Genomic DNA, 22,103 nt, shown 5'->3' with positions numbered 1-22,103 from the left:
AAGAAAAAATGGCATTAACAATAACCGATGCAACTTTTGAGGAAGTTGTATTAAAATCATCACAACCAGTATTAGTAGATTTTTGGGCAGCTTGGTGCGGTCCTTGCAGAATGGTTGGTCCAGTTATCGAAGAAATCGCAACTGAATTTGAAGGAAAAGCAGTAGTTGGTAAAGTAGATGTTGACGCAAATCAAGAATTTGCTGCAAAATACGGCGTTAGAAATATCCCTACAGTTTTAGTTTTCCAAAACGGAGAAGTTGTAGGAAGACAAGTAGGTGTAGCGCCTAAGCAAACTTATGCTGATAGTTTGACGGCTTTGTTGTAAGAAATAAGTCAAAATAATTTTTAGAGGTCTAACGAAAGTTAGACCTTTTTTGTTGTGCGAATTCTCATTATATTTGAAGTATGAATATAGATAGCCAAATAGCCAAAATATCCAGTTTTCAACATTTAGAATTACTTGCCAATCAAATTGTGGAAGGTTTTATTTCAGGAATGCACAAAAGTCCGTTTCATGGTTTTTCTGCCGAATTTGCTGAGCATAAAGTGTATAATTCAGGCGAAAGCACCAAACATATCGATTGGAAATTGTTTGCCAAAACGGATAGGCTTTATACTAAAAAGTACGAAGAAGAAACCAATTTGCGTTGCCATCTTATTATAGACAATTCGTCTTCGATGCATTATCCTAAACTAAAAGAGAATCAGTTTTTTTATGAAAACAAGATTGGGTTTTCGGTTTTGGCATCGGCGGTTTTGATGAAATTACTCAAAAAGCAACGTGATGCTGTTGGGTTAAGTATTTTTTCTGACACTTACGAATATTACGCTCCCGAAAAAGGAAGCGAGCGTCACCATCGCATGTTGCTAAATAAATTAGAAAACGCACTGCAAATACCAAAAGACACTAAAAAAACGGATACGATTACTTTCTTGCATCAAATTGCCGAAAAAATGCACCGTCGTTCCATGATTGTTCTCTTTACAGACATGTTTCAGCCAGAAGATGATGAACGTTTGTTTAAAGCCTTACAGCATCTTAAACACAACAAACATAAAGTAGTTTTGTTTCATGTTATTGATAAAAAAACAGAACTAAATCTTGATTATGACAACGCACCACGTAAATTTATCGATTTAGAAACTGGTGATGAGGTAAACCTTTTTGCCGAAAACATAAAAAAAGACTACGAAAAAGCGGTAAATGATTACTTCGAAAAAGTAGCAAATACCTGTTCGTTGTATAAAATAAAGTATGTTCCTGTCTCTGTCGATGAAAATTTCGAAAAAATAATGACAACGTATCTAGTTGAAAAACAAAAATTTGGGTAGTATGTGGAATAAAATTTTAAAAATATTTTAAAAAACATTTGCGAAAGTTAAAAAACATTGTATCTTTGCAACCGCAATTAAGCAGAGGTTTGGTAGTTCAGTTGGTTAGAATACGTGCCTGTCACGCACGGGGTCGCGGGTTCGAGTCCCGTCCAGACCGCTAATTGGGAAAGGTTTCTAGAAATAGAAACCTTTTTTGCCCAATAAAAGTTTTTAAGATTAGTTGTGTTGTTTAAGCTACGAATTTGTAACTCGTAGCATGTTTAGTAATCTCGTCCCTAAAGAGGAGATGAAAAACGGGTTTAGTAGTTAGACCAATGAAAAGCTTTTCACTTTATTGTGAATGGCTTTTTTGTTTTTTAGTCAACTTTCTAAGTTTATTTAAAGGTTAAAAAAGGCACGCTTTTAGGTATACTCAAAATAAAAAAAAGGCAAACTACTTTTAATTTTTTAGGCAAATAATTTTCCTGCATTTTGCCAAGTCACATATACAAAAGTGCCTAAAAATAACATGCAAATCATAAACTTCATAAAAGTAGAAGCCAGAAAACCTAATAACGAACCTGTAGCTGCTTTTAATGCTCGTTTTTTGTCCTGAGAATTGTAAATAATTTCCCCCAAAAAAGCACCAGCAAAAGCACCAAGAACAAACCCAAATGGAATAGGGATGAAAAATAACCCTAAAACGAGTCCGATATTTGTTCCCCAAACGCCATAGGAACTCCCGCCAAATTTTTTCGTTCCTTTCGATGGAATTATGTAATCTAAAACCGAAATAATAATAGTTAATACCAACGTAAATCCAAGAACCCAGTAATTGTTTGGCACGGCATCAGTCAGGTACAAAAATAATAAACCAACCCAACTAACGCTTGGTCCAGGTAAAACAGGTAAAAAGCTGCCAAAAACGCCTGTAATAACACAAATAAAACCTGCAAGGAATAATAAAGTATCCATAAATTAAATTTTACTATTTTTGAAAAATAAAATTACACAATAAACCATAACGATTTACACCGTTTGTAGATGAAAAAAATAATAACATTACTTTTTTTGGTTTCCATTTTTCAAGGTTGTCAGTATTTTGAAAAGAATGTACCAGTCAAAGAAGATTTGCTTCAGCAGGAATTAAAAAAAATAAATTGGGATGAAGTCGATGATTTTCCGAGTACCGTTCAATGCGATTCCATCAACGATAAAATCGCTAGAAAACAATGTTTTTTCAATTTTGTGACAAACAATATTCAAGAAAAATTGATTCAAGATTCTATCAAAATTTTATTCCCAAAAATTGATACGATTCCAATGAAAATTACTGTTTTTGCTGATGCTAAAATGCAATTCGAACCCAATCTTACAAAATACAACATGGTTTATGACGCAACAAAATTAGATAGTATTTTACAAGTAAAATTGTTAGATTTTCCTGCTGTCGAACCAGCTATAAAACGCGGAATAAAAGTAAAATCGCAGTTTGTATTGCCAATAATTTTAAAGTAAATTTTCAGGAGCAATTTCCCGCTTTTCACTACAATCTTTTTCTTTTCTCGTTCCAAAAAACGAGACAAAAAAAAGGATTTTCGTTTCAATCGGGGCTAGGGTATTCCGGTTTTTTAGGAAAGTTATTTTTTAAAAATTCGTCCTTTCCAACTATAACTTCCAAAAAAAGAATAAATCCCAACCGAAACACAAAACAAAGGATATAAAAAACTACCAAATAAAAGGTAATTTAAACGTGTTTTAAAAAAAGAACTGGTTTTATAAAGTAAAATAAAATCAACAAGAAATTTCGATAATAAGAGGAATATAAAGAAATTAAGATTCATCATTTCTAAAAACAAAAAACAAAAACTCAAAATCCAAAGAAGATTCATCACCAAAAGAGAAATACCCAATTGTTTGCTATAAAAACTATTGTAATTTCCAGTTTTACTTGCCCAGCGAACTCTTTGATGAAACAAATCTTTCCAAGTTTTTTCCGTTTTTGTTTGCACAATTACCGATTCCGATTTTAAGAAATGAATATTATTTCTGTCCTTCTCAATTGCTTTTTGTAACAAGAAAACATCATCACCACTTGCAATTTTATTATTTCCATCGAAACCATTTAGCTCATAAAAAAATGTTTTTTGATAACAAAAATTTGCTCCATTACACATAAATGCTTGTTTGTTTCCAAAACTGCCAATCGTTGTACCTTGCAAACTCAAAAAATCCAATTGCTGAAAAGCATCTAAAAAACTATGATTTGTTTTATAAAAAACACCAGCAGCAATCATTTTCGGATTGTTTTTATGGATAAAATCATCAAATGTATTAAGCCAATTTTCTTGAACCAAACAATCGGCATCAGTAGTAATAATCCAATCATTTTTAGCGACAGCAATAGCAGTATTTATCGCATCTTTTTTTGGCGAATTTGTTTTTCTAATATTGTCAATTATTTGAATTTTGAATTTTGAATTTTGAATTTTGAATTTTTCTTTTGAATCATCATCAACTAAAATTACTTCAAACAAATCATTCGGATAATTTAGTTTTTCAATTGACGATAAAAGCTTTGGTAAATTTTCCTGTTCATTTCTAAACGGAACAATGATTGAAAATTTGGTTTTTGGCTGTAAATTTTCACTTTCAAAAGATTTCACTTTCGTAAAGCCGTAAACTATCCAAATGATATTCAGCAAATACCAAATCGTAATACAAACAAAAAGACAACTTACGATTTCCATTGTGTTTTGAAATTTAAAACATAAAAACTACCCATAATTACAGGAATGACCACATTTAGAAACCACATCAATGTCGTTACAAAAACTACAATCCATTCGTTTACGCCCAATAAAGAGAAAAAATAAACAGCGACACTACCTTTTACTGCAAAATCTAAAAACTGAAAACTAGGCAGCGATGAAGCCAAAAAATAAACTGTCGCAATGGTTGCTATGAGTGTAAAATAAGGCAAATGAACATCGAAAGCGATAAGCAAAAAGTAGTATTGATGCGAAAATATAAGGTAACGAGCAATTCCTAACAAAGTGTTTTTTTGATGAATGTTTTTTGGAATCTTATTTAGTTTCTCTATAAATTTTGAGATGGAATATCCTTTAATATCGATTTTTTTTGTAAAAAAGGCTAAAATTAAGAATCCAAAACATAAAGACAAAATAACTAAAACCCAAAACTTATAACCCAATATCAAAAGGCCAATTGTTCCCAAAACAACTGTCAAAATTAATTGTATTCCGTTGCAAAGTAGATTTAAAAAAACGATTTTTTTTGTTTTATCTTTTTCGAAATACAAAGCTTTTCCTGCATATTCTCCAATGCCGTTTGGTGTGAAAATGCCAGCAGTAAGTGATGCTAAAACTTGCTTTGCAGCTTCGTCAATAGTAATTATTTTGAAAGAAGAAACTAAATTTTGCCATTTCAAAATTTCAAGAAAACGATTGGCGAAACTCAAAAATAATATAAAAATGATTCCGCCAATAGATTGATTTTTTTTAAACAAAACAATAAATTTATTCCAATCTAACTTGTCATTGGTCGCTAATTGGTTATAAATAAAATAAAATGCACCAACAACAATCAAAAGTTTGATGGCAAGTATGAGGAATTGTTTAGCTTTGTGAGAAATTAAAATCATTGGTGCAAATAACGGAAAAATTCTTTATGAATTTCTGTATTTTCTCTATGACCCTAGCGATAGCGAATAGACGAAGTAATCTCTGTGTAATAACAAATGGCAAACGAACGTATCATATTAGGAATCGACCCAGGAACAACCATTATGGGTTTCGGACTCATAAAAGTCATTAATAAAAAAATGGAGTTTTTGCAACTCAACGAATTAATTCTAAGCAAATACGACAATCATTATCAGAAACTAAAAGTAATTTTTGAACGAACTATCGAATTGATTGAGACACACAATCCTGACGAAATCGCTATTGAAGCACCGTTCTTTGGTAAAAACGTACAATCGATGCTCAAGTTAGGAAGAGCACAAGGAGTTGCAATGGCGGCAGGACTTTCTAGAGATATCCCCATTACCGAATACGAACCGAAGAAAATAAAAATGGCGATTACCGGAAACGGAAATGCCAGCAAGGAACAAGTAGCGAAAATGTTGCAACAATTGTTAGGACTAAAAGAATTACCCAAAAATCTGGATAGTACCGATGGTTTGGCAGCAGCAGTTTGTCATTTTTTCAATTCTGGAAAAGTGGTTGGAACAACAAGTTATACAGGTTGGGACGCTTTTGTGAAGCAGAATGAAGAACGAGTAAAAAAATAATTTTGGCAGGAATCTACATTCACATACCATTTTGCAAGCAAGCTTGTCACTATTGTGATTTTCATTTTTCGACTTCGTTGAAGAAAAAAGACGAGATGGTTTTGGCTATTGCCAAAGAAATCGCAATGCGTAAAAATGAATTTGAAGACGACCTGATAGAAACCATTTATTTTGGTGGTGGAACACCTTCAATATTGAACATTTTAGATTTAAAGTTTTTGATTGATGAAGTTTACAAACATTACAAAGTTTCCGAAAACCCCGAAATTACAATAGAAGCCAATCCTGATGATTTATCCGAAAATCGAATTATCGAATTATCCAACAATCGAATAAACCGTTTGTCCATAGGAATTCAGTCTTTTTTTGAAGAAGATTTACAATTGATGAATCGCGCTCATAATTCGGCAGAAGCCAAAAAATGTTTGGAAATAGCCACGCAATATTTCGATAATATTTCGATCGATTTAATTTACGGAACGCCAGGATTGAGTAACGAACGTTGGTTACAAAACATTCAAATCGCTTTAGATTTGAATATTCCACACATTTCGAGCTATGCCTTAACGGTCGAACCAAAAACAGCTTTACACAAGTTTATCAAAGACGGAATTATCCCGCAGCCTGATGATGCTGTGGCTCACGAGCAATTTTTAATACTGGTTGATACTTTAGGAAAAAATAAATTCATTCATTATGAATTATCGAATTTCGGAAAAGAAAATTATTTTTCTAGAAACAATTCTGCATATTGGTTGGGCAAAAAATATATAGGAATTGGCCCTTCAGCACACAGTTATGACGGAAAAAATCGCAGTTGGAACGTTTCTAACAATGCTATTTATTTAAAATCAATATCCGAAAATCGATTACCGTCAGAAACAGAAACTTTATCAAAAACAGAGAGATACAACGAATATGTAATGACTGGCTTGCGAACTATTTGGGGAGTTTCTTTAGATAAAATCGAAAATGAATTTGGAGAGAAATATCTCAAATATCTCATCCAAAATGCACAAAAACACTTAGACGATGCAAAGCTTATTTTAGAAAATAATGTTTTACGAATAACAAGAGAAGGAAAATTTTTTTGTGACGGAATTGCGTCTGACCTGTTTTGGGTATAAGCTATTTTTCTTTTATCAGTAACAAGCCTTCGTTAAAATTATATTCATCCTTATTTGAATAGTTTGATTTATTTAAAGAGTTAAAACTCATTCTGAATTCATAATTTTCTATACTGCTTTTAATAAATAAATCATCGGCATCAATGTCACCAGATGCCTTGTTGTATTTCTTAAAAACAGCTTTTATGTGAGGTGTAAGGTCAACGGTTTCTTTCGAATTTAGGCTTATTTTTAGAAATCCACCTTCGTTAGTCATCCTCTCAATTTTGAAAGTGTCGTTTTTTATCTTGATTTCTGTGGTTCCATATTCCGGTATTGTGATAATGTATTGATAATTCTCAACATCATAATATGTTTTTTTGGAATTGAGATTAAGATAAGTCGTCGATTCTTCATTGGATGTGGGTACAACATTGCTAAAAAATGCTGAATAATTCCAAAAATTACCATTTTTATATTCTTCTTTGGCCTTGATACTGTCTGTTAGAAATTTTTTCAAATATTCTTTTTCAAATCGTTCATTTAGAAAGTCGAATTTATCAGTAACCTGTTTTGCAATACTGTCAGTAATTTTTTTATTGAAATTGATTTTACCGTTATCTAATAAATTATTCGTAATTAAGATTTTTTCCAGTTCTTTTTTCTGGCTTCTTTTTGCTACCGAAAAAGTATTGAAATAAGGGAAAATTAAGGCGAATAAACCAAATAAAAACAATGAGATTGGGATGAACTTTATAGAGCTTTCTTTTTGGAAGACAAAATAAAGTACCACAGCCGAAAGCCATAAGGCTAATAAAAGTACAAAATAACGGGGTTCTGTAAATCCGTATTGTAAAAGCCGAGTAAAAATAGCCGTAAATAATAAAACCATCAGTGGAATCAGACTGAAGTAAAATATTTTGCTAAACATTTTCACCCATGATCTTGTTGTGGCTTCTTTTAAAGGATGAACCAGCAGTAAGGCTAAAATCCCAACAACAGAATAGGCTAAAATCAAATATGATACCCAGCCGCGTGGCAATTCCCAAGCCAAAAGGATTTTTCCAGAATAAAAATATAGAATAACCACATAAATGAAAAGCAACGGAATAAGGATAAACTGGGTAAAAAATTTTAAAACAACAGGGTATGTGCTTTCTTTTTCTAAATACTCAAGCCCATTTTCATTAAAAAGCAGAAAAATGAATGTACTTCCGAAAATGGCCATCAGAAAAAAGATTTCAGGATAAACCTTATCGTCAAAATGAAATGAAAAAAGTTGGTCAACCGAAACGACAGCAAGTTCTACACCAGCGGTTAAGACTCCGGTGAAAATCATTGTCAGCGCAAAATTGATAAACAGATTTTTGTTATATTCCCAAAATTTTTTTTCTGGATTTCCTGTAGTTATATACGGAATAAAAGCCACGAGTAAATGTAATAATACATAAGTTGGAATAATGATAAAGGCATACACTTCGTTAAAATCGTCTTTATTTTGCGGAAGTATAAAGTAATATCCAATCAAAAAAAGCAGCCCTATCACAGTTAGTAAAAGTTGTTTGCCTATGCGCTGTGAAAGCATTTTTAAGGCAAAAAATAATGAAATTCCAAATGACGTGCAGAAGATAATCTTGATATGGAAAAAATTCTCGTCGGTACTCGAGTTGGTCTCAATAGCATAAATTACGGTTAGTGACATTATGAAAGACGTCAGTAAGATCATCGGATAATTTACCAATGTCTGATTGGCTTTTTGGAAAATTTCGGTAAGTTTTTTATTCATTTTTTGGCTCTGTAACGGATAGAAATGTAAATTTACAAAAATTCGGATTAAACTATGTTAGCACTCATCAATAATCAAGAAATAAATTTATCAAAACCCATTGATATTTCCATTCCGTTAACCAATACAAACGAAAATCCTATTGCGTGGTATCTCGACAAACCAGAAATTGATCCTGTAAAAGTAGGCGATTGGATAGGAAAAGTTTCGGAAGGAAAATCATCAACAAATTTTAATAATATATTTTTCAATCCGCACGGACACGGAACACACACTGAGTGCTTAGGACATATTACGAGAGATTTTTATAGCATTAACCAATGTTTGAAGCAGTTTTTCTTTACTGCCGAATTAATTTCGGTCGAGCCAAAAAATATTAATGGTGATTTAGTTATTACATTAGAACAAATCGAAAATGCTTTAAATAATAAAATGCCTGAGGCGATTGTTATTAGAACCTTACCCAATATAGAAGTGAAAAAGCACAAAAAATATTCACATACCAATCCGCCGTATTTGGCCGAAGATGCAGCGGTTTTTATTCGAAAAATCGGAATCCAACATTTGCTAATCGATTTGCCAAGCGTAGATAGAGAAGAAGACGAAGGGAAATTGTTGGCACACAAAGCCTTTTGGAATGTAAAAAACATCAATAATCTAAACGAAGATGCAAGACTAAATTGCACTATTACCGAACTGATTTTTGTAGATAACACAATACTTGACGGAAGTTATATACTAAACCTACAAATTGCTTCGTTTGAGAATGATGCCAGTCCAAGTAAACCCATTTTGTATAAAATATGATAATTGTTTCTACCGATAAAAACAAACTAAATATTCCGTTCATTCAAAATTTTTTGAAAGATGTCTATTGGGCAGCAGGAAGAACGATCGAAGAAGTTCAAACAACGATTGATAGTTCATTTTGCTTCGGAATTTATCTAAATGATGAGCAAATAGGCTTTTGTCGAGTGATTACAGATTATGTTGTTTTTGCTTACGTGATGGATGTTTTTATAACCGAAGAACATCGAGGAAAAGGTTATTCGTCGATTCTTATCGAAAATATGATGAATGAACCAGAGTTAAAAGAAGTCAAAATTTGGCGATTGGCAACTTCCGATGCACATTTTTTGTATAAAAAATTCGGATTCAATGCTTTGGCAACACCAGAAAAAATGATGGAGAAAATTATAAAATAGAAACATGAACATTCAACAATTATACGAGTTTTGTCAAGCCAAAAATGGTGTTACCGAACATTTTCCTTTCGATGAAGATACTTTAGTGTTTAAAGTTGGTGGAAAAATATTTTGCTTAGCTTCATTAAAAGGATTTGAAAACGGAAATCCTTCGTTGAATTTGAAATGTAATCCCGAAAAGGCACTCGAGCTTCGGGCGGAATATGAAGCTATTAGACCTGGTTATCACATGAGTAAAGTGCACTGGAATACTATCGATTTGAATAAAGATGTTTCCAATAAAATGTTATGTGAATTGATAAATCATTCCTATGATTTGATATTTAAAACTTTGACTAAAAAAATCCAAAACGAAATAAACGAATCTTAAGAAAAGGCATTACTTTTGATTTATATTTTAGTAATTATAAAATTATCACAACAAAATGATTGACAATTTAAAAAAAATATTAAACGAAGACCAAGACCCGAAGGCCATAGAGAAAATCACGGCTAAATTAGAATCTTTATTAATGAAAAATGAAGAAGTGGGTTATATTGGTGTGCAAAAAAAACCAGCCATTACTGTTTTTCCGGATAGTATAGTAATGACTAACAAAAGAATCATTATTTGCAAACCTAAAAACTTAGGCTTGTCTATGGATTTTATCGATTATGATTGGGATGATATTGGAGGTGCTTTCGTAAAAGAAAATATTTTAGGATCTGAATTTTCTTTTTCAACTAAAACAGAATTGGTTATTAGCATCGATTATATTCCTAAAAATCAAGCTCGAAAATTGCACACTTTTGCAAAAGAACAAATGGATTTACTAAAAAATCCTATTGTTATTACTCCAATTATTGAAGAAATTACCGAAGAGGAACCCATTCCTGTTTTAGATACAATTCCTTATGAAGAAGAAGTTATTGAGGAAATTGAAACGGAAGAAGTAACTAATTTTGCCGAAATTATGCCAGTGATATCAACGTATTCTGAGCCGGTTTCTGAAGCTGTAAATACAACTTCTGCCGAGAAAAAAATAAGCGAAATGAGTAGCGACGAATTGTTTTCGAAACTTCAAAACTATAAAAAACTCCTCGATAACGGGCTGATTCTTCAAGGGGAATACGACACTTATAAAAAAGAAATATTGAGTTATATGTAATTATTGTCGAAAGGCATAAAGTTAAAAGTCGAAAAGAGAAGTAAAATTCTCGATTCGACTTTTTATTTATAATTACAGGCACTTTAAGATCTTAGGTTTTACAACTTTCGATTAAATTCACATCACGCTTTTTTGCTTTTCCATATAACTGTCGGATTGTAATTTGAGAATTTCTATAGCCGATTTTTTCTTGTAGTCGTATAATTCCCTATCGGTTCTAATATCCTGGTATACTTTATCATAAATTAACGCATCGGTTTCCTTTTGCATATTTCGTTGAAAATTATTTTGTTCAATGTGTGTTTTTAGAGCCGTTTCGTTATCTTCTAATTTGTAATCATATTCTCCTTTTGGAGATAATAATTTGGCAATGATTGGCGAAGTTTCAATCGCTAAAAACAGTAACATGATAAAAAAGGAAGGAAGTGAAGGTAGTTTTCCTAACGCATTTATTCGAGCCATCAATCCATCAAAACTATCAATAATGGGTTGCGCTTCGGTTACTTTTTTATCTAAATCTGCTTGCAGGGTTTTGACTTTTTTTTCTTTTTCGGCGATTTTTGCCAAATTGGTTTTTTGTAAAGTATCCAATTCTTTTTTGGCTAAATCGTGTTTTGCTATTTTCTCTTTAAAAACTGGACCTTTTCCTAGTTTTTTTGTGCCAGCAGTTCCTTCAGCTTCGGTAATATAGGTTTCGTAATAAGTATCTACTTCTTTTTCTTTCTTCGAAAGTTGAGATTTTAAACTATCAATTTCGGATTTATTTTTATCTAAATCAGATTTAAAATAATCAGAAACTTGCTTTTTATTGGCCATCGCCAATTGGTTTTTTTCTTTGAGTAAAACAGTATTTATCTCTTTTTCAAAAATTTTAATCTCTAATGGTTTCGAAATTACGATGGCAATAATCATAGCCAAAATAATTCGTGGGGTTGCTTGTAAGAATTCGCTCCATAATCGGTCACGTTTTCTAATGGTAGAAACAATAAATCGGTCAAGATTAAAAATAAGTAAGGCCCACACAATTCCGAAAGAAACAGAAGGGTAAATGCTGTCGAAAACGGTAAAAAGCGCATAACTACTGGCAATAAAAGCCATAATAGCAGTAAAAAAAACGGTTGCGCCAATACCTGCGTATTTGGTTTGTTCCCCTTCGGAGCAAGTGGAAAGTAAATCCCTATCTGAGCCGGAGCACAGAATAAAAAAACGTTTTAACATGATTGATTTTGATTTGATTGATGATGTACAAATTTAACGCCAAAAATCTAAATTCAGTATAAAACGTTGATTTATTTTTTATAAAAGTCTAATTATTAAATATTTGCTAAAAATCATTTTACGATTACTTGCCACAAGTAAAGACAAATGCAGGTGGAATATTTAAGAAAGTAAAATTTATATCTACTTTCTTAAAAAGTGATTTCAATTTCGATAGAGCATTCAATGAATATTGAAACTGGATAAATTTTCCTTTTTCTGCCAAAACTTCGAAGGAGCTTTTTAAAATATTGTCTACAACTACATCTGGAATCACAGCAAAAGGCAAGGAAGAAATAATGTAATCAGCTTTTTTCTGATTGTGTAAAAGTAGATAATGGTCTATCTTTTCGGCACTATCATTTATAACAATCAATCGAGAATCATTAATTTTCATTAATTCATCATGAAATGCAGGATTGATTTCGAATGTTAATAATATAGCATTCGAATTCATATTATCTAATAATTTATGGGTAAAAACGCCTGTTCCTGGTCCAAATTCCACAATGCAATTTGCAGTGTCAAAATGAATTGGCTTTAGCATTTTTTTTGCAAGAAAAGAGGAGCTTGGAGACAAAGCACCAATAGTTCCTCCTGATTTGAAAACTTCTGAAATAAACTTTTTTTTGCTCAAAGTATTTTGTGATTATTTGCTTAATTCTACAAAATACTTGTAAAATAACGGAATGGTTTCAATTCCTTTTAGGTAATTAAAAATTCCGAAATGCTCGTTTGGTGAGTGAATAGCATCACTATCTAAACCAAATCCCATAAGTATTGTTTTGCTTTTTAGTTCTTTTTCGAACAACGCTACAATAGGAATGCTTCCTCCAGATCGAACAGGAATAGCGGGAACTCCAAAAGTTTCGGTGTAAGCCATATTTGCGGCTTTGTAACCAATGCTGTCTATTGGAGTTACATAACCTTGACCACCATGATGCGGTTTTACTTTGACAGTAACACCAGCAGGAGCAATGCTTTCGAAATGTTTGGTAAATAACTCTGTAATGTGCTCCCAATCCTGATTAGGAACCAATCGCATCGATATTTTTGCAAAAGCTTGACTGGCAATAACTGTTTTTGCGCCTTCGCCTGTATATCCACCCCAAATTCCGTTTACGTCTAATGTTGGACGAACAGAGTTTCTTTCGTTAGTCACATAGCCTTTCTCTCCATAAATATCGTTTAGGTTGAGTGCTTTCTTATAATTATCTAAATTGAATGGTGCTTTTGCCATTTCGGCTCTTTCTTCTAATGATAATTCTTCTACATTATCATAAAAACCAGGAATTGTAATGTGGTTGTTCTCGTCATGAAGCGAAGCAATCATTTTTGCCAAAACATTGATAGGATTAGCAACTGCGCCACCATATAATCCAGAGTGTAAATCTCTATTTGGACCTGTAACTTCTACTTCAACATAACTTAATCCGCGTAAACCTGTTGTAATTGATGGTTGTTGGTTAGAAATCATTCCGGTATCGGAAATTAAAATAACATCGCAAGATAATTTTTCTTGGTTGCGTTCTACGAACCAACTCAAGCTTTTTGAACCAACTTCTTCTTCACCTTCAATCATGAATTTGACGTTGCAAGGCAAATTATTATTGGCAATCATGTATTCGAACGCCTTAACGTGCATGTACATTTGTCCTTTGTCATCACAAGATCCACGAGCAAAAATCGCACCTTCTGGGTGGATTTCAGTTGTTTTAATTACTGGTTCAAAAGGAGGAGATGTCCATAAATCGATAGGATCGGCTGGTTGCACATCATAATGTCCGTAAACTAGAACAGTTGGTAAGTTTTTATCGATAATATGTTCACCAAAAACGATTGGGTAACCTGGTGTTTCGCAAATTTCAACGAACTTACAGCCTGCTTTTTCAAGGCTTATTTTCACTGCTTCAGAAGTTCTAATTACATCTTTAGAATAAGCTGCATCAGCACTTACAGAAGGAATTTTCAATAATTCTATCAATTCATCTATGAAGCGTTGCTTGTTTTCTTGAACGTATTGTTTTATAGTATTCATTCTTTATTAATTGAATATGTGGTTTTAAAATTAAAATTCTAAAAATCAATGATTTAAATGCTGTGTCTTATGTTGGCGATTAATTTTTAGTATTATCTATCAAAAATACAATAAAAAAATTCATAATTCATAATCTATAATTCAAAATTATGTTTATATTTGCACTCACAATTTTGCGGATATGGTGAAATTGGTAGACATGCCAGACTTAGGATCTGGTGCCGCAAGGCGTGTAGGTTCGAGTCCTATTATCCGCACAAAAAAGCTTCTCTATTTGAGAAGCTTTTTTATTTTATAATAACTACAGATGCAAAAGTGTAGGTCGACTTCGAAACTTCGTGGCTATTATCCGCATAAAAAAATCCGAAATGAATATTTCGGATTTTTTTATGTAATTATAATATTTTCAATAGCTGTATAAAAACAAAAACCCAACTTTTATAGTTGGGTTTTTGTTTTAAAGCATTTTTTATCTTATTTAAAAGCTGGAATTCCAGTAATATCCATACCTGTGATAAGTAAGTGAATATCGTGAGTACCTTCGTAAGTAATTACACTTTCTAGATTCATCATGTGACGCATGATTGAATATTCCCCAGTAATTCCCATTCCTCCAAGGATTTGACGGGCTTCACGAGCAATGTGTATTGCCATATCCACATTATTTCTTTTTGCCATCGAGATTTGAGCAGTAGTCGCTCTTCCTTCGTTTCTTAAAACACCAAGTCTCCAAGTTAGTAATTGTGCTTTCGTGATTTCGGTAATCATTTCCGCTAACTTCTTTTGTTGCAATTGCGTTCCAGCAATAGGCTTGTCAAACTGAATACGCTCTTTTGCATAACGTAAAGCTGTATCGTAACAATCCATTGCTGCTCCAATTGCTCCCCAAGCGATTCCGTAACGTGCCGAGTCAAGACAACCAAGCGGTGCTCCCAATCCAGATTTGTTAGGTAATAAATTTGCTTTGGGAACTTTTACATTGTCAAAAATTAATTCTCCAGTAGCTGAAGCTCTTAATGACCATTTGTTATGTGTTTCAGGAGTAGAAAAACCTTCCATTCCTCTTTCTACAAGCAATCCGTGAATTCTTCCTTCCTCATTTTTTGCCCAAACTACTGCAACATCTGCAAAAGGAGCATTCGAAATCCACATTTTAGCACCATTCAATAAATAATGGTCACCCATGTCTTTAAAGTTGGTAATCATACTTCCTGGATCAGAACCGTAGTTAGGTTCGGTCAAACCAAAACAACCGATGAATTCTCCGGTAGCTAATTTTGGTAAAAAACGCATTCTTTGTTCTTCGTTTCCGTATTTCCAAATAGGATACATCACTAATGATGATTGTACTGATGATGTGGAACGAACTCCAGAATCACCACGCTCAATTTCCTGCATAATCAACCCGTAAGAGATTTGATCTAAGCCTGCACCACCATATTCAACAGGGATGTAAGGTCCAAAACCACCAATCTCACCCAAACCTTTTACAATTTGTTTAGGGAATTCGGCTCTTTGTGCAAAATCTTCAATAATTGGAGATACTTCTTTCTTAACCCATGCACGTGCAGCGTCACGGACCAATTTATGTTCGTCAGACAGTAAGTCGTCTAATAAGTAATAATCAGGGGATTGGAATAAATCTGGTTTCATTTTAAAGGTTTTTTAAATCGATGCAAATTTACATAAAGATATGTAACAAATCAACGAACAAATGTTATAATTTTTAATTTGAGAAAGGATACTTTTTAATTTATTTCAAAAAAGCTTTAACCAATTCATAAGCATCTACTTTTGCAACATCTAAATCATAATTTTTGATGATTTTATCGAATTGCGGTGCTGTCGCTAATTCGACCGATGCTTTTGCAATACGCATGTTTATTTTTTCTTCACTTTCGGTAGAACGTTTTTTGAGACGAATTTTCAACTCATCGATACTTGGTGGTTTTACAAAAACGGCTAATGTTTCTTCTTGAAATTTCGATTTTATTCGCAATCCGCCAGCTACATCAATATCAAAAATTACATTTTTTCCTTTTGCCCAAATGCGTTCGACTTCACTTTTTAGTGTTCCGTAAAAATTATCACGATATACTTCTTCCCATTCTACAAATTCTTCGGCTTTGATGTGTTTTTTGAACTCTTCTAGAGAAATAAAATAATAATCCTTCCCGTTTACTTCCTCTCCTCTTGCTTCACGAGTCGTGCAGGAAACAGAAAATTCTAAATTCAGGTCTTCTTGTTTTAATAAATGTCTAACTATGGTTGTTTTTCCAGAACCCGATGGTGCTGAGAATACGAGTAATTTTCCTTGTTTCATTATAATATTTTTTATTTATTTTCTATTGAAAATAAAGTGTTTTAGCTTGATTAACATTTATTATTTTATCAAACGGAATCTCTAAAAAATAAGTCAATTGCCATTTTTGCGTTTTTTGAGCCTGCTTGTTTTCTGTTTTGTCCCAAGGAGGATAAACTCGAATAGCTCTCTTTCCTTCTTTTTTGTCTGAGACAATCCCTTGTTCTATTAAAACTGATTTTGGAAATACAAATTGACCAAATCGTTTTTCTGTTTTTACATTTATTACAAATAAATCAATATTATCAGTAATATCGAAAGGTTCAATAGGATCTTTATCTTTTTTTCGTTTCCATAAAGTTACAAACTGACCAACTTTAGTTGGAGTGATTTTTGCTTGGCGAAATAAAATTTTTAGATTATTAATCTTAAATCGATAAGCAGAATATTCTGAACTTTCTTTTTCGATTTCAACATTCGATAATTCAAAACTGCATTGGTTGTAAAGTGCGTTTTTGGTATCAATTAAAATGGGATTCATATAAATAAAATCTATTGTCTATTTGTCTAAAGAACATTCAAAACCTGTTCTTTTATTTTTTCCAATTCATCTTTCATCATCACAACTAGTTTTTGCATTCCAGCATGGTTAGATTTTGAACCCAATGTGTTTATTTCACGTCCCATTTCTTGGGTAATGAATCCTAATTTTCTTCCATTAGCTTCACTCCCGTTGATTGTTTCAAGAAAATAATCTAGATGATTGTTAAGACGAACTCTTTCTTCAGTTACATCTAGTTTCTCTAGATAATAAATGAGTTCTTGCTCAAACCTGTTTTCATCAACATTTACTTTTAGTTCCGTAATAGCTGTTTGCAATTTGTCTTTAATGTTCTGAATTCTTTCTGGATCTAATGCAATAGCTTCGCTTAAATACTGACGAATATTAGCTATTCGTAACGAGAATTCTTTTTCTAATGATTGTCCTTCTGCTTGACGAAAATTCAGAATATTATTTAATGCTTCAACGATTACCTTCTGAATTTCTTTCCATTCGTTTTCGTCTATTTCGTCACGTTCGGTTTTTAATGCATCTGGCATTCTGACAGCCATTTTCATGAGTTCAGTTTCATTAGCATCGGCTAAAATAGCACGCATTTGGCTGATGTATGCTTTTACGATTGGCGCATTTACTTTGGTCGATGTTTCTTCTCCAGTAACTTCAATAAACAACGAAAAATCGATTTTTCCTCGTTCTAATTGTTGTGCGAGTTGGTTGCGTAAACCCAATTCCATCTCACGGTAAACCGATGGCATTCTTGTATTTAAATCTAAACCTTTACTGTTTAAAGATTTTACTTCGACTGTTATTTTTTTTGTTGGTAATTGCAAAGATGCTTTCCCAAAACCGGTCATGGATTGTATCATATATAAAATTGTAATAGCTACAAATGTATTGAAAATTTAGGATTTAGGATTTAGGATTTAGGATTTCTTCTGAGTTACTAGATAAACACCCGAAAATATCAATATTGCAGAACCAATTTTTATCATGTTCAAATGGTCTTTTTCTAAACCAATGGCAAAAATTGTTGCAAAAACGGGTTGCAAATAAATGAAAACTGCAACCGTTGTAGGTTTGAGCTCTTTCATCGAAAGTAAATTGAGTAAATAAGTCAAGAATGTCGAAAATATAACGACAAAACCTATTTTCCAAAAAATGTCGATAGGAAGAACAGACCAATTTACAGCTTGAAATTCATTGAATCCAAAAGGTAAAACCATTAGAAAACCAAAGAAATAAATCCATTTTACAAATGAAAAAGCGTTGTATTTATCCATTAAATTTTTGACTATAATAAGGTAAAATCCGTAAGAAACTGCATTTATAAAAACCAATAAATTCCCCAAACCTGCTTTTGGCGCATTGTTCATCGATTTTCCATACAAAATAAGAAATAAGGTTCCTGCTAATCCTAAAACGATGCCTAGAATTTTTCTGGTTTTCATTCTTTCTTTTATCAAAATTGCTGACAATACTAGTACAATCATAGGTGTTGTAACCATGATTACGGCTCCCATAATAGGCGAAGTATAACTTAATCCTTTAAAAAAAGTAAGCATATTGAGCGCCACACCAAAAAAAGCAGCAGCGATAATTCTAGGAAAATCAGCTTTATCGATTTTTTCTGTTTTAATAAACAAAGAAATAAACCAGAAAAGCAAGGTTGTTCCGCCAACTCGAAGTAAAATAAAGCCAAAAGCATCTATATATTTCGGCATAACATCTTTAGCAATTGTAAAGGTTACGCCGTATATTATAGAAACAATTGTTGCGCCAATAAGTGCAAGATTTCTTTTAGACACTTGTCATAGCTTTCGTTAATTTCAGAATGTTGGGTTGTGTATTTCCAATATAAATTTCATTATTAAGAATAACAACTGGACGACTCAAAAAAGTGTAATGTTCTAAGAGGTATTTTTTATAATCATCTTCGGTTAGATTTTTGTTTTTCAAATCCATCGATTTGTATAATTGGGCTTTCTTACTAAAAAGCGCTTCGTAGCTTCCTGAAAGTTGGTGCATTTCGTCTAAATCTGCTTCCGAAATTGGATTCTGACGAATATCAACATAGGTTAATTTATTCGCATTAGGTAAATTTTTTATAATTTTTCGGCACGTGTCGCAAGAAGCGAGATAATATATTTTGTCCATTATTAGTGTTTTATCAAATTTATTTGCAAAAATACGATTTTCGTTAAAATAGATTCAATTTAAATGCAATCGAAGTACAGATATTAAATTTTCTCAGTATTTTTGAATAAACTTTATAAGAAATGAGCGTTTTTACAAAAGAAATTTCCATTCGTTGGTCGGATTTAGACCCGAATTTTCACATGCGTCATAGCGTATTTTATGATTTTGGTGCCCAACACCGTATTGAGATTTTGGAGCAACAAGGTGTAACGATGAAAATCATGCAACAACAACATTTTGGTCCAATAATCTTTCGAGAAGAATGTGTTTTTCGAAAAGAAATTCGTTTGGGCGATACAATTTTAATCAGTACCAAAGTCGGAAAATTGAAAGAAGATGCTTCCCGATGGACCATCATTCACGAGTTAAGGAATGGTGAAGGAGCAATTTGCGCAACCTTAACTATTGATGGAGCTTGGATGGACACACATTTGAGAAAACTGGCGCAACCAACACCGCCAATTGTTCAGCAGGTCATGAATTCATTTCCAAAAACTGAAGATTTTATAATTTTATAAATAAACCGATGCAATCAACTTTCGAGATTAACAAAACCAGCAGGAACCTATTATTGAAGTTCCTGGAGGGGCATTCTTTAGAACAATTAAATAAAATCCCAGAAGGATTTGCCAACAACCTCATTTGGAATATTGGTCATATCGTAACCGTACAGCAAATGTTGGTTTACAAACTGTCGGGATTACGCATGATGATTTCGGACGAAATGGTAGATACCTATAAAAAAGGAACAAAACCAGAAAGAGAAATTACGCAAGAAGAAGTAAACGATATCAAAAATCTATTATTTTCAACATTAGAACAAACAAAAGAAGATTTTACAAATGAGATTTTCGATGAATATATGGAATTTACGACAGGCGTAGGTTTTACAATCAAGAGTGCAAAAGCCGCAGTAGAATTTAACAATTACCACGAAGCATTACACACAGGAATTATGATGCAGATTAAAAAATTTATTTAGGAGCAATTCCCGCTATCCGTTACAAACGAAGTTCACTGAACTCCTTTGAAATAAACGTTAAGTGAAGTAATCTTTTCTTTTTTAAAGGAAAAAAGAAAAGGATTTCCACTACTATCGAGGCTAAAAAATCGTTAAACTTCATAAATTTGCTAAGAATAAAAAGTAAATTTGCTATTCAAAAATTAATACAATGAAATTCAATACAAAAGTTATACACGGTGGTCAGCACCACGATCCAAGCACAGGAGCAGTAATGCCTCCAGTTTATCAAACATCAACCTTTGTGCAAACCAGTCCAGGGCAACCATTAAATCCTGATTATGAATATTCTCGTGCAGCAAACCCAACACGTTCAGCGCTAGAAAACGCCTTAGCAAGTATCGAAAACGGAACTCGCGGATTGGCTTTTTCTTCAGGATTAGCTGCTACAGATTGCGTTTTACGTTCGTTTAAAGCGGGTGACGAAATCATCGCTATGGACGATTTGTATGGCGGAACTTACAGAATGTTTACTCGCATTTACAAAGATTCAGGAATCAAATTTCATTTTGTAGATATGAATGATTTGGCGAAATTCGAATCATTAATCAACGAAAACACAAAATTAGTTTGGGTGGAAACACCAACCAATCCATTAATGAAAATCGCTGATATTGCTGAAATAGCAAAAATCACAAAAAAACATAAAATCCTTTTCGCTGTCGACAATACTTTTGCGACGCCTTATTTACAAAAACCGTTAGATTTAGGAGCAGATATCGTGATGCATTCGGCAACAAAATATTTAGGAGGACATTCAGATGTTATAGCGGGAGCACTAATCGTAAAAGACGACGAATTAGGAAGTCAATTGCATTTTCAACAATTTGCAACTGGAGCAACATTGGGACCAATGGATAGTTTTTTAGTTCTTAGAGGAATAAAAACTTTACATCTTCGTGTGCAACGTCATTGTGAAAACGGAACGAAAATCGCTGAATTTTTGTTGAATCACCCAAAAATTAAAAAAGTATATTATCCAGGATTGCCTTCGCATCCGTACCACGATATTGCAAAAAAGCAAATGATAGGTGGTTTTGGTGGTATGGTAACTTTTACATTCAAATCAGGTAAAAAAGAAGATGCCATTTCGTTTTTAGAAAAAGTAAGAGTATTTACATTGGCTGAATCTCTTGGTGGAGTAGAATCATTAGCCAATCATCCGGCATTGATGACGCACGCTTCAATTCCAGAAGACAAAAGAAAAGAAATAGGAATTACCGACGATTTAGTAAGACTAAGCGTAGGAGTAGAAGATGCTGAAGATTTAATTGAAGATTTAAAACAAGCATTGTTATAAAAACAGTTCTATTATAAATTCATAAAATACCGAGATTTAAAAACCTCGGTATTTTTTTGCATAAAAAACCCTTTCGGTTAGAAAGGGTAGATTAGGGGGGTATGTTTTTTATTTAGTTTCTTAGAACTAATGTTTCTTTAGACCATTTTTTTACTTCGGCAACGCGACTATCTCTATAATCAACTTCGCTTAATGTGTTTTGATTCCAAAAAAACCATTTGCCAGTTTTGATGCCATTATTATATTCGCCTTGAGCTAATTTTTCACCAGCTTCTGTAAATGACAACCATTTTCCTTGAACTTTACCATCTTTGTAAAATCCGACTTGTTTTACCTGACCGTTTTCATAGAAAGAAGTAGCTTTTATTAAATTACCTTCAATTTCATATTTTGGTTCAATTTCTTGAGCAAAAATCACTCCTGATAAAATCAACGCACTCATTATCATATACTTTTTCATAGCTTTTGTCTTTAGGGTTAAACAATTACATTACGAATGTATTAAATAAATTTACAATAAAAAAACATTTGCTTAACAATTTCGTAACATTA

Annotated in this window: 26 protein-coding genes and 2 tRNA genes; 14 read left to right on the top strand and 14 right to left on the bottom strand. The window is 32.7% G+C overall.

Features of this window, described 5'->3' with window-relative positions; genetic code table 11:
* Positions 1 to 8 precede the first annotated feature (8 nt).
* The 3 genes from trxA (at position 9) to ACH2BG_RS03220 (ending at position 1,493) form a co-directional block, all read left to right on the top strand.
* The gene (trxA, locus tag ACH2BG_RS03230; RefSeq protein ID WP_091476238.1) at positions 9 to 326 is read left to right on the top strand and encodes a thioredoxin; all 318 of its coding nucleotides are present in this window, start codon (positions 9 to 11) and stop codon (positions 324 to 326) included.
* An 80-nt stretch (positions 327 to 406) separates the two neighbouring features.
* Positions 407 to 1,333 (top strand): DUF58 domain-containing protein, encoded by a 927-nt coding sequence (locus ACH2BG_RS03225; RefSeq protein WP_395046295.1) that lies wholly within the window; start codon positions 407 to 409, stop codon positions 1,331 to 1,333.
* Between the two features lie 86 nt (positions 1,334 to 1,419).
* Positions 1,420 to 1,493 (top strand) — tRNA-Asp (locus tag ACH2BG_RS03220).
* A gap of 290 nt (positions 1,494 to 1,783) precedes the next feature.
* Here the strand turns inward: ACH2BG_RS03220 and ACH2BG_RS03215 are convergent.
* The gene (locus ACH2BG_RS03215) at positions 1,784 to 2,290 is read right to left on the bottom strand and encodes a DUF456 domain-containing protein (protein ID WP_395046294.1); all 507 of its coding nucleotides are present in this window, start codon (positions 2,288 to 2,290) and stop codon (positions 1,784 to 1,786) included.
* A 69-nt stretch (positions 2,291 to 2,359) separates the two neighbouring features.
* Here ACH2BG_RS03215 and ACH2BG_RS03210 point away from each other — a divergent pair, with 69 nt between their 5' ends.
* On the top strand, positions 2,360 to 2,833 hold the full coding sequence (locus ACH2BG_RS03210; protein WP_395046293.1) for a hypothetical protein: 474 nt from the start codon (positions 2,360 to 2,362) through the stop codon (positions 2,831 to 2,833).
* A 122-nt stretch (positions 2,834 to 2,955) separates the two neighbouring features.
* Here the strand turns inward: ACH2BG_RS03210 and ACH2BG_RS03205 are convergent, their stop codons facing one another.
* Positions 2,956 to 4,065, bottom strand: coding sequence for a glycosyltransferase (locus ACH2BG_RS03205; protein WP_395046292.1), 1,110 nt, complete (start codon positions 4,063 to 4,065; stop codon positions 2,956 to 2,958).
* On the bottom strand, positions 4,053 to 4,979 hold the full coding sequence (locus tag ACH2BG_RS03200) for a hypothetical protein (RefSeq protein WP_395046291.1): 927 nt from the start codon (positions 4,977 to 4,979) through the stop codon (positions 4,053 to 4,055). Before ACH2BG_RS03200 ends, ACH2BG_RS03205 begins: the two co-directional genes overlap by 13 nt.
* A 96-nt stretch (positions 4,980 to 5,075) precedes the next feature.
* On the opposite strand from ACH2BG_RS03200, the gene ruvC reads away from it, so the two are divergent.
* The gene (ruvC, locus tag ACH2BG_RS03195; RefSeq protein WP_395046290.1) at positions 5,076 to 5,630 is read left to right on the top strand and encodes a crossover junction endodeoxyribonuclease RuvC; all 555 of its coding nucleotides are present in this window, start codon (positions 5,076 to 5,078) and stop codon (positions 5,628 to 5,630) included.
* A gap of 2 nt (positions 5,631 to 5,632) precedes the next feature.
* A complete protein-coding gene (hemW, locus tag ACH2BG_RS03190; RefSeq protein ID WP_395046289.1) occupies positions 5,633 to 6,757 on the top strand; it encodes a radical SAM family heme chaperone HemW in 1,125 nt (374 codons plus the stop codon).
* Position 6,758: 1 nt separating this feature from the next.
* On the opposite strand, the gene ACH2BG_RS03185 is transcribed toward hemW, so the two are convergent.
* Positions 6,759 to 8,522, bottom strand: a complete 1,764-nt coding sequence (locus ACH2BG_RS03185; protein ID WP_395046288.1) for a DUF4153 domain-containing protein — start codon at positions 8,520 to 8,522, stop codon at positions 6,759 to 6,761.
* Between the two features lie 54 nt (positions 8,523 to 8,576).
* On the opposite strand from ACH2BG_RS03185, the gene ACH2BG_RS03180 reads away from it, so the two are divergent.
* The 4 genes from ACH2BG_RS03180 to ACH2BG_RS03165 are packed head-to-tail and all read left to right on the top strand — an operon-like array spanning position 8,577 to position 10,875.
* Entirely contained in the window at positions 8,577 to 9,329 is a 753-nt protein-coding gene (locus ACH2BG_RS03180) for a cyclase family protein (RefSeq protein WP_395046287.1), read from the top strand.
* Entirely contained in the window at positions 9,326 to 9,727 is a 402-nt protein-coding gene (locus ACH2BG_RS03175) for a GNAT family N-acetyltransferase (protein WP_395046286.1), read from the top strand. The genes ACH2BG_RS03180 and ACH2BG_RS03175 overlap by 4 nt, the downstream gene beginning before the upstream one ends.
* Before the next feature lie 4 nt (positions 9,728 to 9,731).
* Positions 9,732 to 10,097, top strand: coding sequence for an MmcQ/YjbR family DNA-binding protein (locus tag ACH2BG_RS03170; RefSeq protein ID WP_395046285.1), 366 nt, complete (start codon positions 9,732 to 9,734; stop codon positions 10,095 to 10,097).
* 55 nt (positions 10,098 to 10,152) lie between these two features.
* Positions 10,153 to 10,875 carry a PH domain-containing protein gene (locus tag ACH2BG_RS03165; protein WP_395046284.1) on the top strand — a complete coding sequence of 241 codons (723 nt, stop codon included), beginning with the start codon at positions 10,153 to 10,155 and terminating at the stop codon, positions 10,873 to 10,875.
* 117 nt (positions 10,876 to 10,992) lie between these two features.
* On the opposite strand, the gene ACH2BG_RS03160 is transcribed toward ACH2BG_RS03165, so the two are convergent.
* From ACH2BG_RS03160 to ACH2BG_RS03150, 3 genes are all read right to left on the bottom strand, one after another.
* The gene (locus ACH2BG_RS03160) at positions 10,993 to 12,093 is read right to left on the bottom strand and encodes a DUF4407 domain-containing protein (protein WP_395046283.1); all 1,101 of its coding nucleotides are present in this window, start codon (positions 12,091 to 12,093) and stop codon (positions 10,993 to 10,995) included.
* 124 nt (positions 12,094 to 12,217) lie between these two features.
* The gene (locus tag ACH2BG_RS03155) at positions 12,218 to 12,769 is read right to left on the bottom strand and encodes a class I SAM-dependent methyltransferase (protein ID WP_395046282.1); all 552 of its coding nucleotides are present in this window, start codon (positions 12,767 to 12,769) and stop codon (positions 12,218 to 12,220) included.
* 12 nt (positions 12,770 to 12,781) lie between these two features.
* On the bottom strand, positions 12,782 to 14,170 hold the full coding sequence (locus ACH2BG_RS03150) for a dipeptidase (RefSeq protein ID WP_395046281.1): 1,389 nt from the start codon (positions 14,168 to 14,170) through the stop codon (positions 12,782 to 12,784).
* A 175-nt stretch (positions 14,171 to 14,345) separates the two neighbouring features.
* Here ACH2BG_RS03150 and ACH2BG_RS03145 point away from each other — a divergent pair.
* Positions 14,346 to 14,427, top strand: a tRNA-Leu gene (locus tag ACH2BG_RS03145).
* 217 nt (positions 14,428 to 14,644) lie between these two features.
* Here the strand turns inward: ACH2BG_RS03145 and ACH2BG_RS03140 are convergent.
* The 6 genes from ACH2BG_RS03140 to ACH2BG_RS03115 form a co-directional block, all read right to left on the bottom strand.
* Positions 14,645 to 15,823, bottom strand: coding sequence for an acyl-CoA dehydrogenase family protein (locus ACH2BG_RS03140; protein WP_395046280.1), 1,179 nt, complete (start codon positions 15,821 to 15,823; stop codon positions 14,645 to 14,647).
* Between the two features lie 100 nt (positions 15,824 to 15,923).
* On the bottom strand, positions 15,924 to 16,493 hold the full coding sequence (gene gmk / locus ACH2BG_RS03135) for a guanylate kinase (protein WP_395046279.1): 570 nt from the start codon (positions 16,491 to 16,493) through the stop codon (positions 15,924 to 15,926).
* Between the two features lie 22 nt (positions 16,494 to 16,515).
* A complete protein-coding gene (locus tag ACH2BG_RS03130; RefSeq protein WP_395046278.1) occupies positions 16,516 to 17,013 on the bottom strand; it encodes a MepB family protein in 498 nt (165 codons plus the stop codon).
* A gap of 26 nt (positions 17,014 to 17,039) precedes the next feature.
* Positions 17,040 to 17,900, bottom strand: a complete 861-nt coding sequence (locus ACH2BG_RS03125; protein WP_395046277.1) for a YicC/YloC family endoribonuclease — start codon at positions 17,898 to 17,900, stop codon at positions 17,040 to 17,042.
* 57 nt (positions 17,901 to 17,957) lie between these two features.
* Entirely contained in the window at positions 17,958 to 18,839 is an 882-nt protein-coding gene (locus ACH2BG_RS03120; RefSeq protein WP_395046276.1) for a DMT family transporter, read from the bottom strand.
* Entirely contained in the window at positions 18,832 to 19,188 is a 357-nt protein-coding gene (locus ACH2BG_RS03115) for an arsenate reductase family protein (RefSeq protein WP_395046275.1), read from the bottom strand. Before ACH2BG_RS03115 ends, ACH2BG_RS03120 begins: the two co-directional genes overlap by 8 nt.
* A gap of 122 nt (positions 19,189 to 19,310) precedes the next feature.
* Here ACH2BG_RS03115 and ACH2BG_RS03110 point away from each other — a divergent pair, with 122 nt between their 5' ends.
* From ACH2BG_RS03110 to ACH2BG_RS03100, 3 genes are all read left to right on the top strand, one after another.
* On the top strand, positions 19,311 to 19,748 hold the full coding sequence (locus ACH2BG_RS03110) for an acyl-CoA thioesterase (protein ID WP_395046274.1): 438 nt from the start codon (positions 19,311 to 19,313) through the stop codon (positions 19,746 to 19,748).
* Positions 19,749 to 19,756: 8 nt separating this feature from the next.
* Positions 19,757 to 20,212 carry a DinB family protein gene (locus ACH2BG_RS03105; RefSeq protein WP_395046273.1) on the top strand — a complete coding sequence of 152 codons (456 nt, stop codon included), beginning with the start codon at positions 19,757 to 19,759 and terminating at the stop codon, positions 20,210 to 20,212.
* Positions 20,213 to 20,402: 190 nt separating this feature from the next.
* Positions 20,403 to 21,551 carry a cystathionine gamma-synthase gene (locus tag ACH2BG_RS03100; RefSeq protein ID WP_395046272.1) on the top strand — a complete coding sequence of 383 codons (1,149 nt, stop codon included), beginning with the start codon at positions 20,403 to 20,405 and terminating at the stop codon, positions 21,549 to 21,551.
* 112 nt (positions 21,552 to 21,663) lie between these two features.
* On the opposite strand, the gene ACH2BG_RS03095 is transcribed toward ACH2BG_RS03100, so the two are convergent.
* On the bottom strand, positions 21,664 to 22,011 hold the full coding sequence (locus tag ACH2BG_RS03095; RefSeq protein WP_395046271.1) for a toxin-antitoxin system YwqK family antitoxin: 348 nt from the start codon (positions 22,009 to 22,011) through the stop codon (positions 21,664 to 21,666).
* Positions 22,012 to 22,103 lie beyond the last annotated feature (92 nt).

It is taken from the genome of Flavobacterium sp., assembly GCF_043779715.1.
GTDB lineage: Bacteria > Bacteroidota > Bacteroidia > Flavobacteriales > Flavobacteriaceae > Flavobacterium.
Note: the sequence above shows the minus strand (reverse complement) of the source record. Positions and strands in the feature narration are given on the sequence as shown.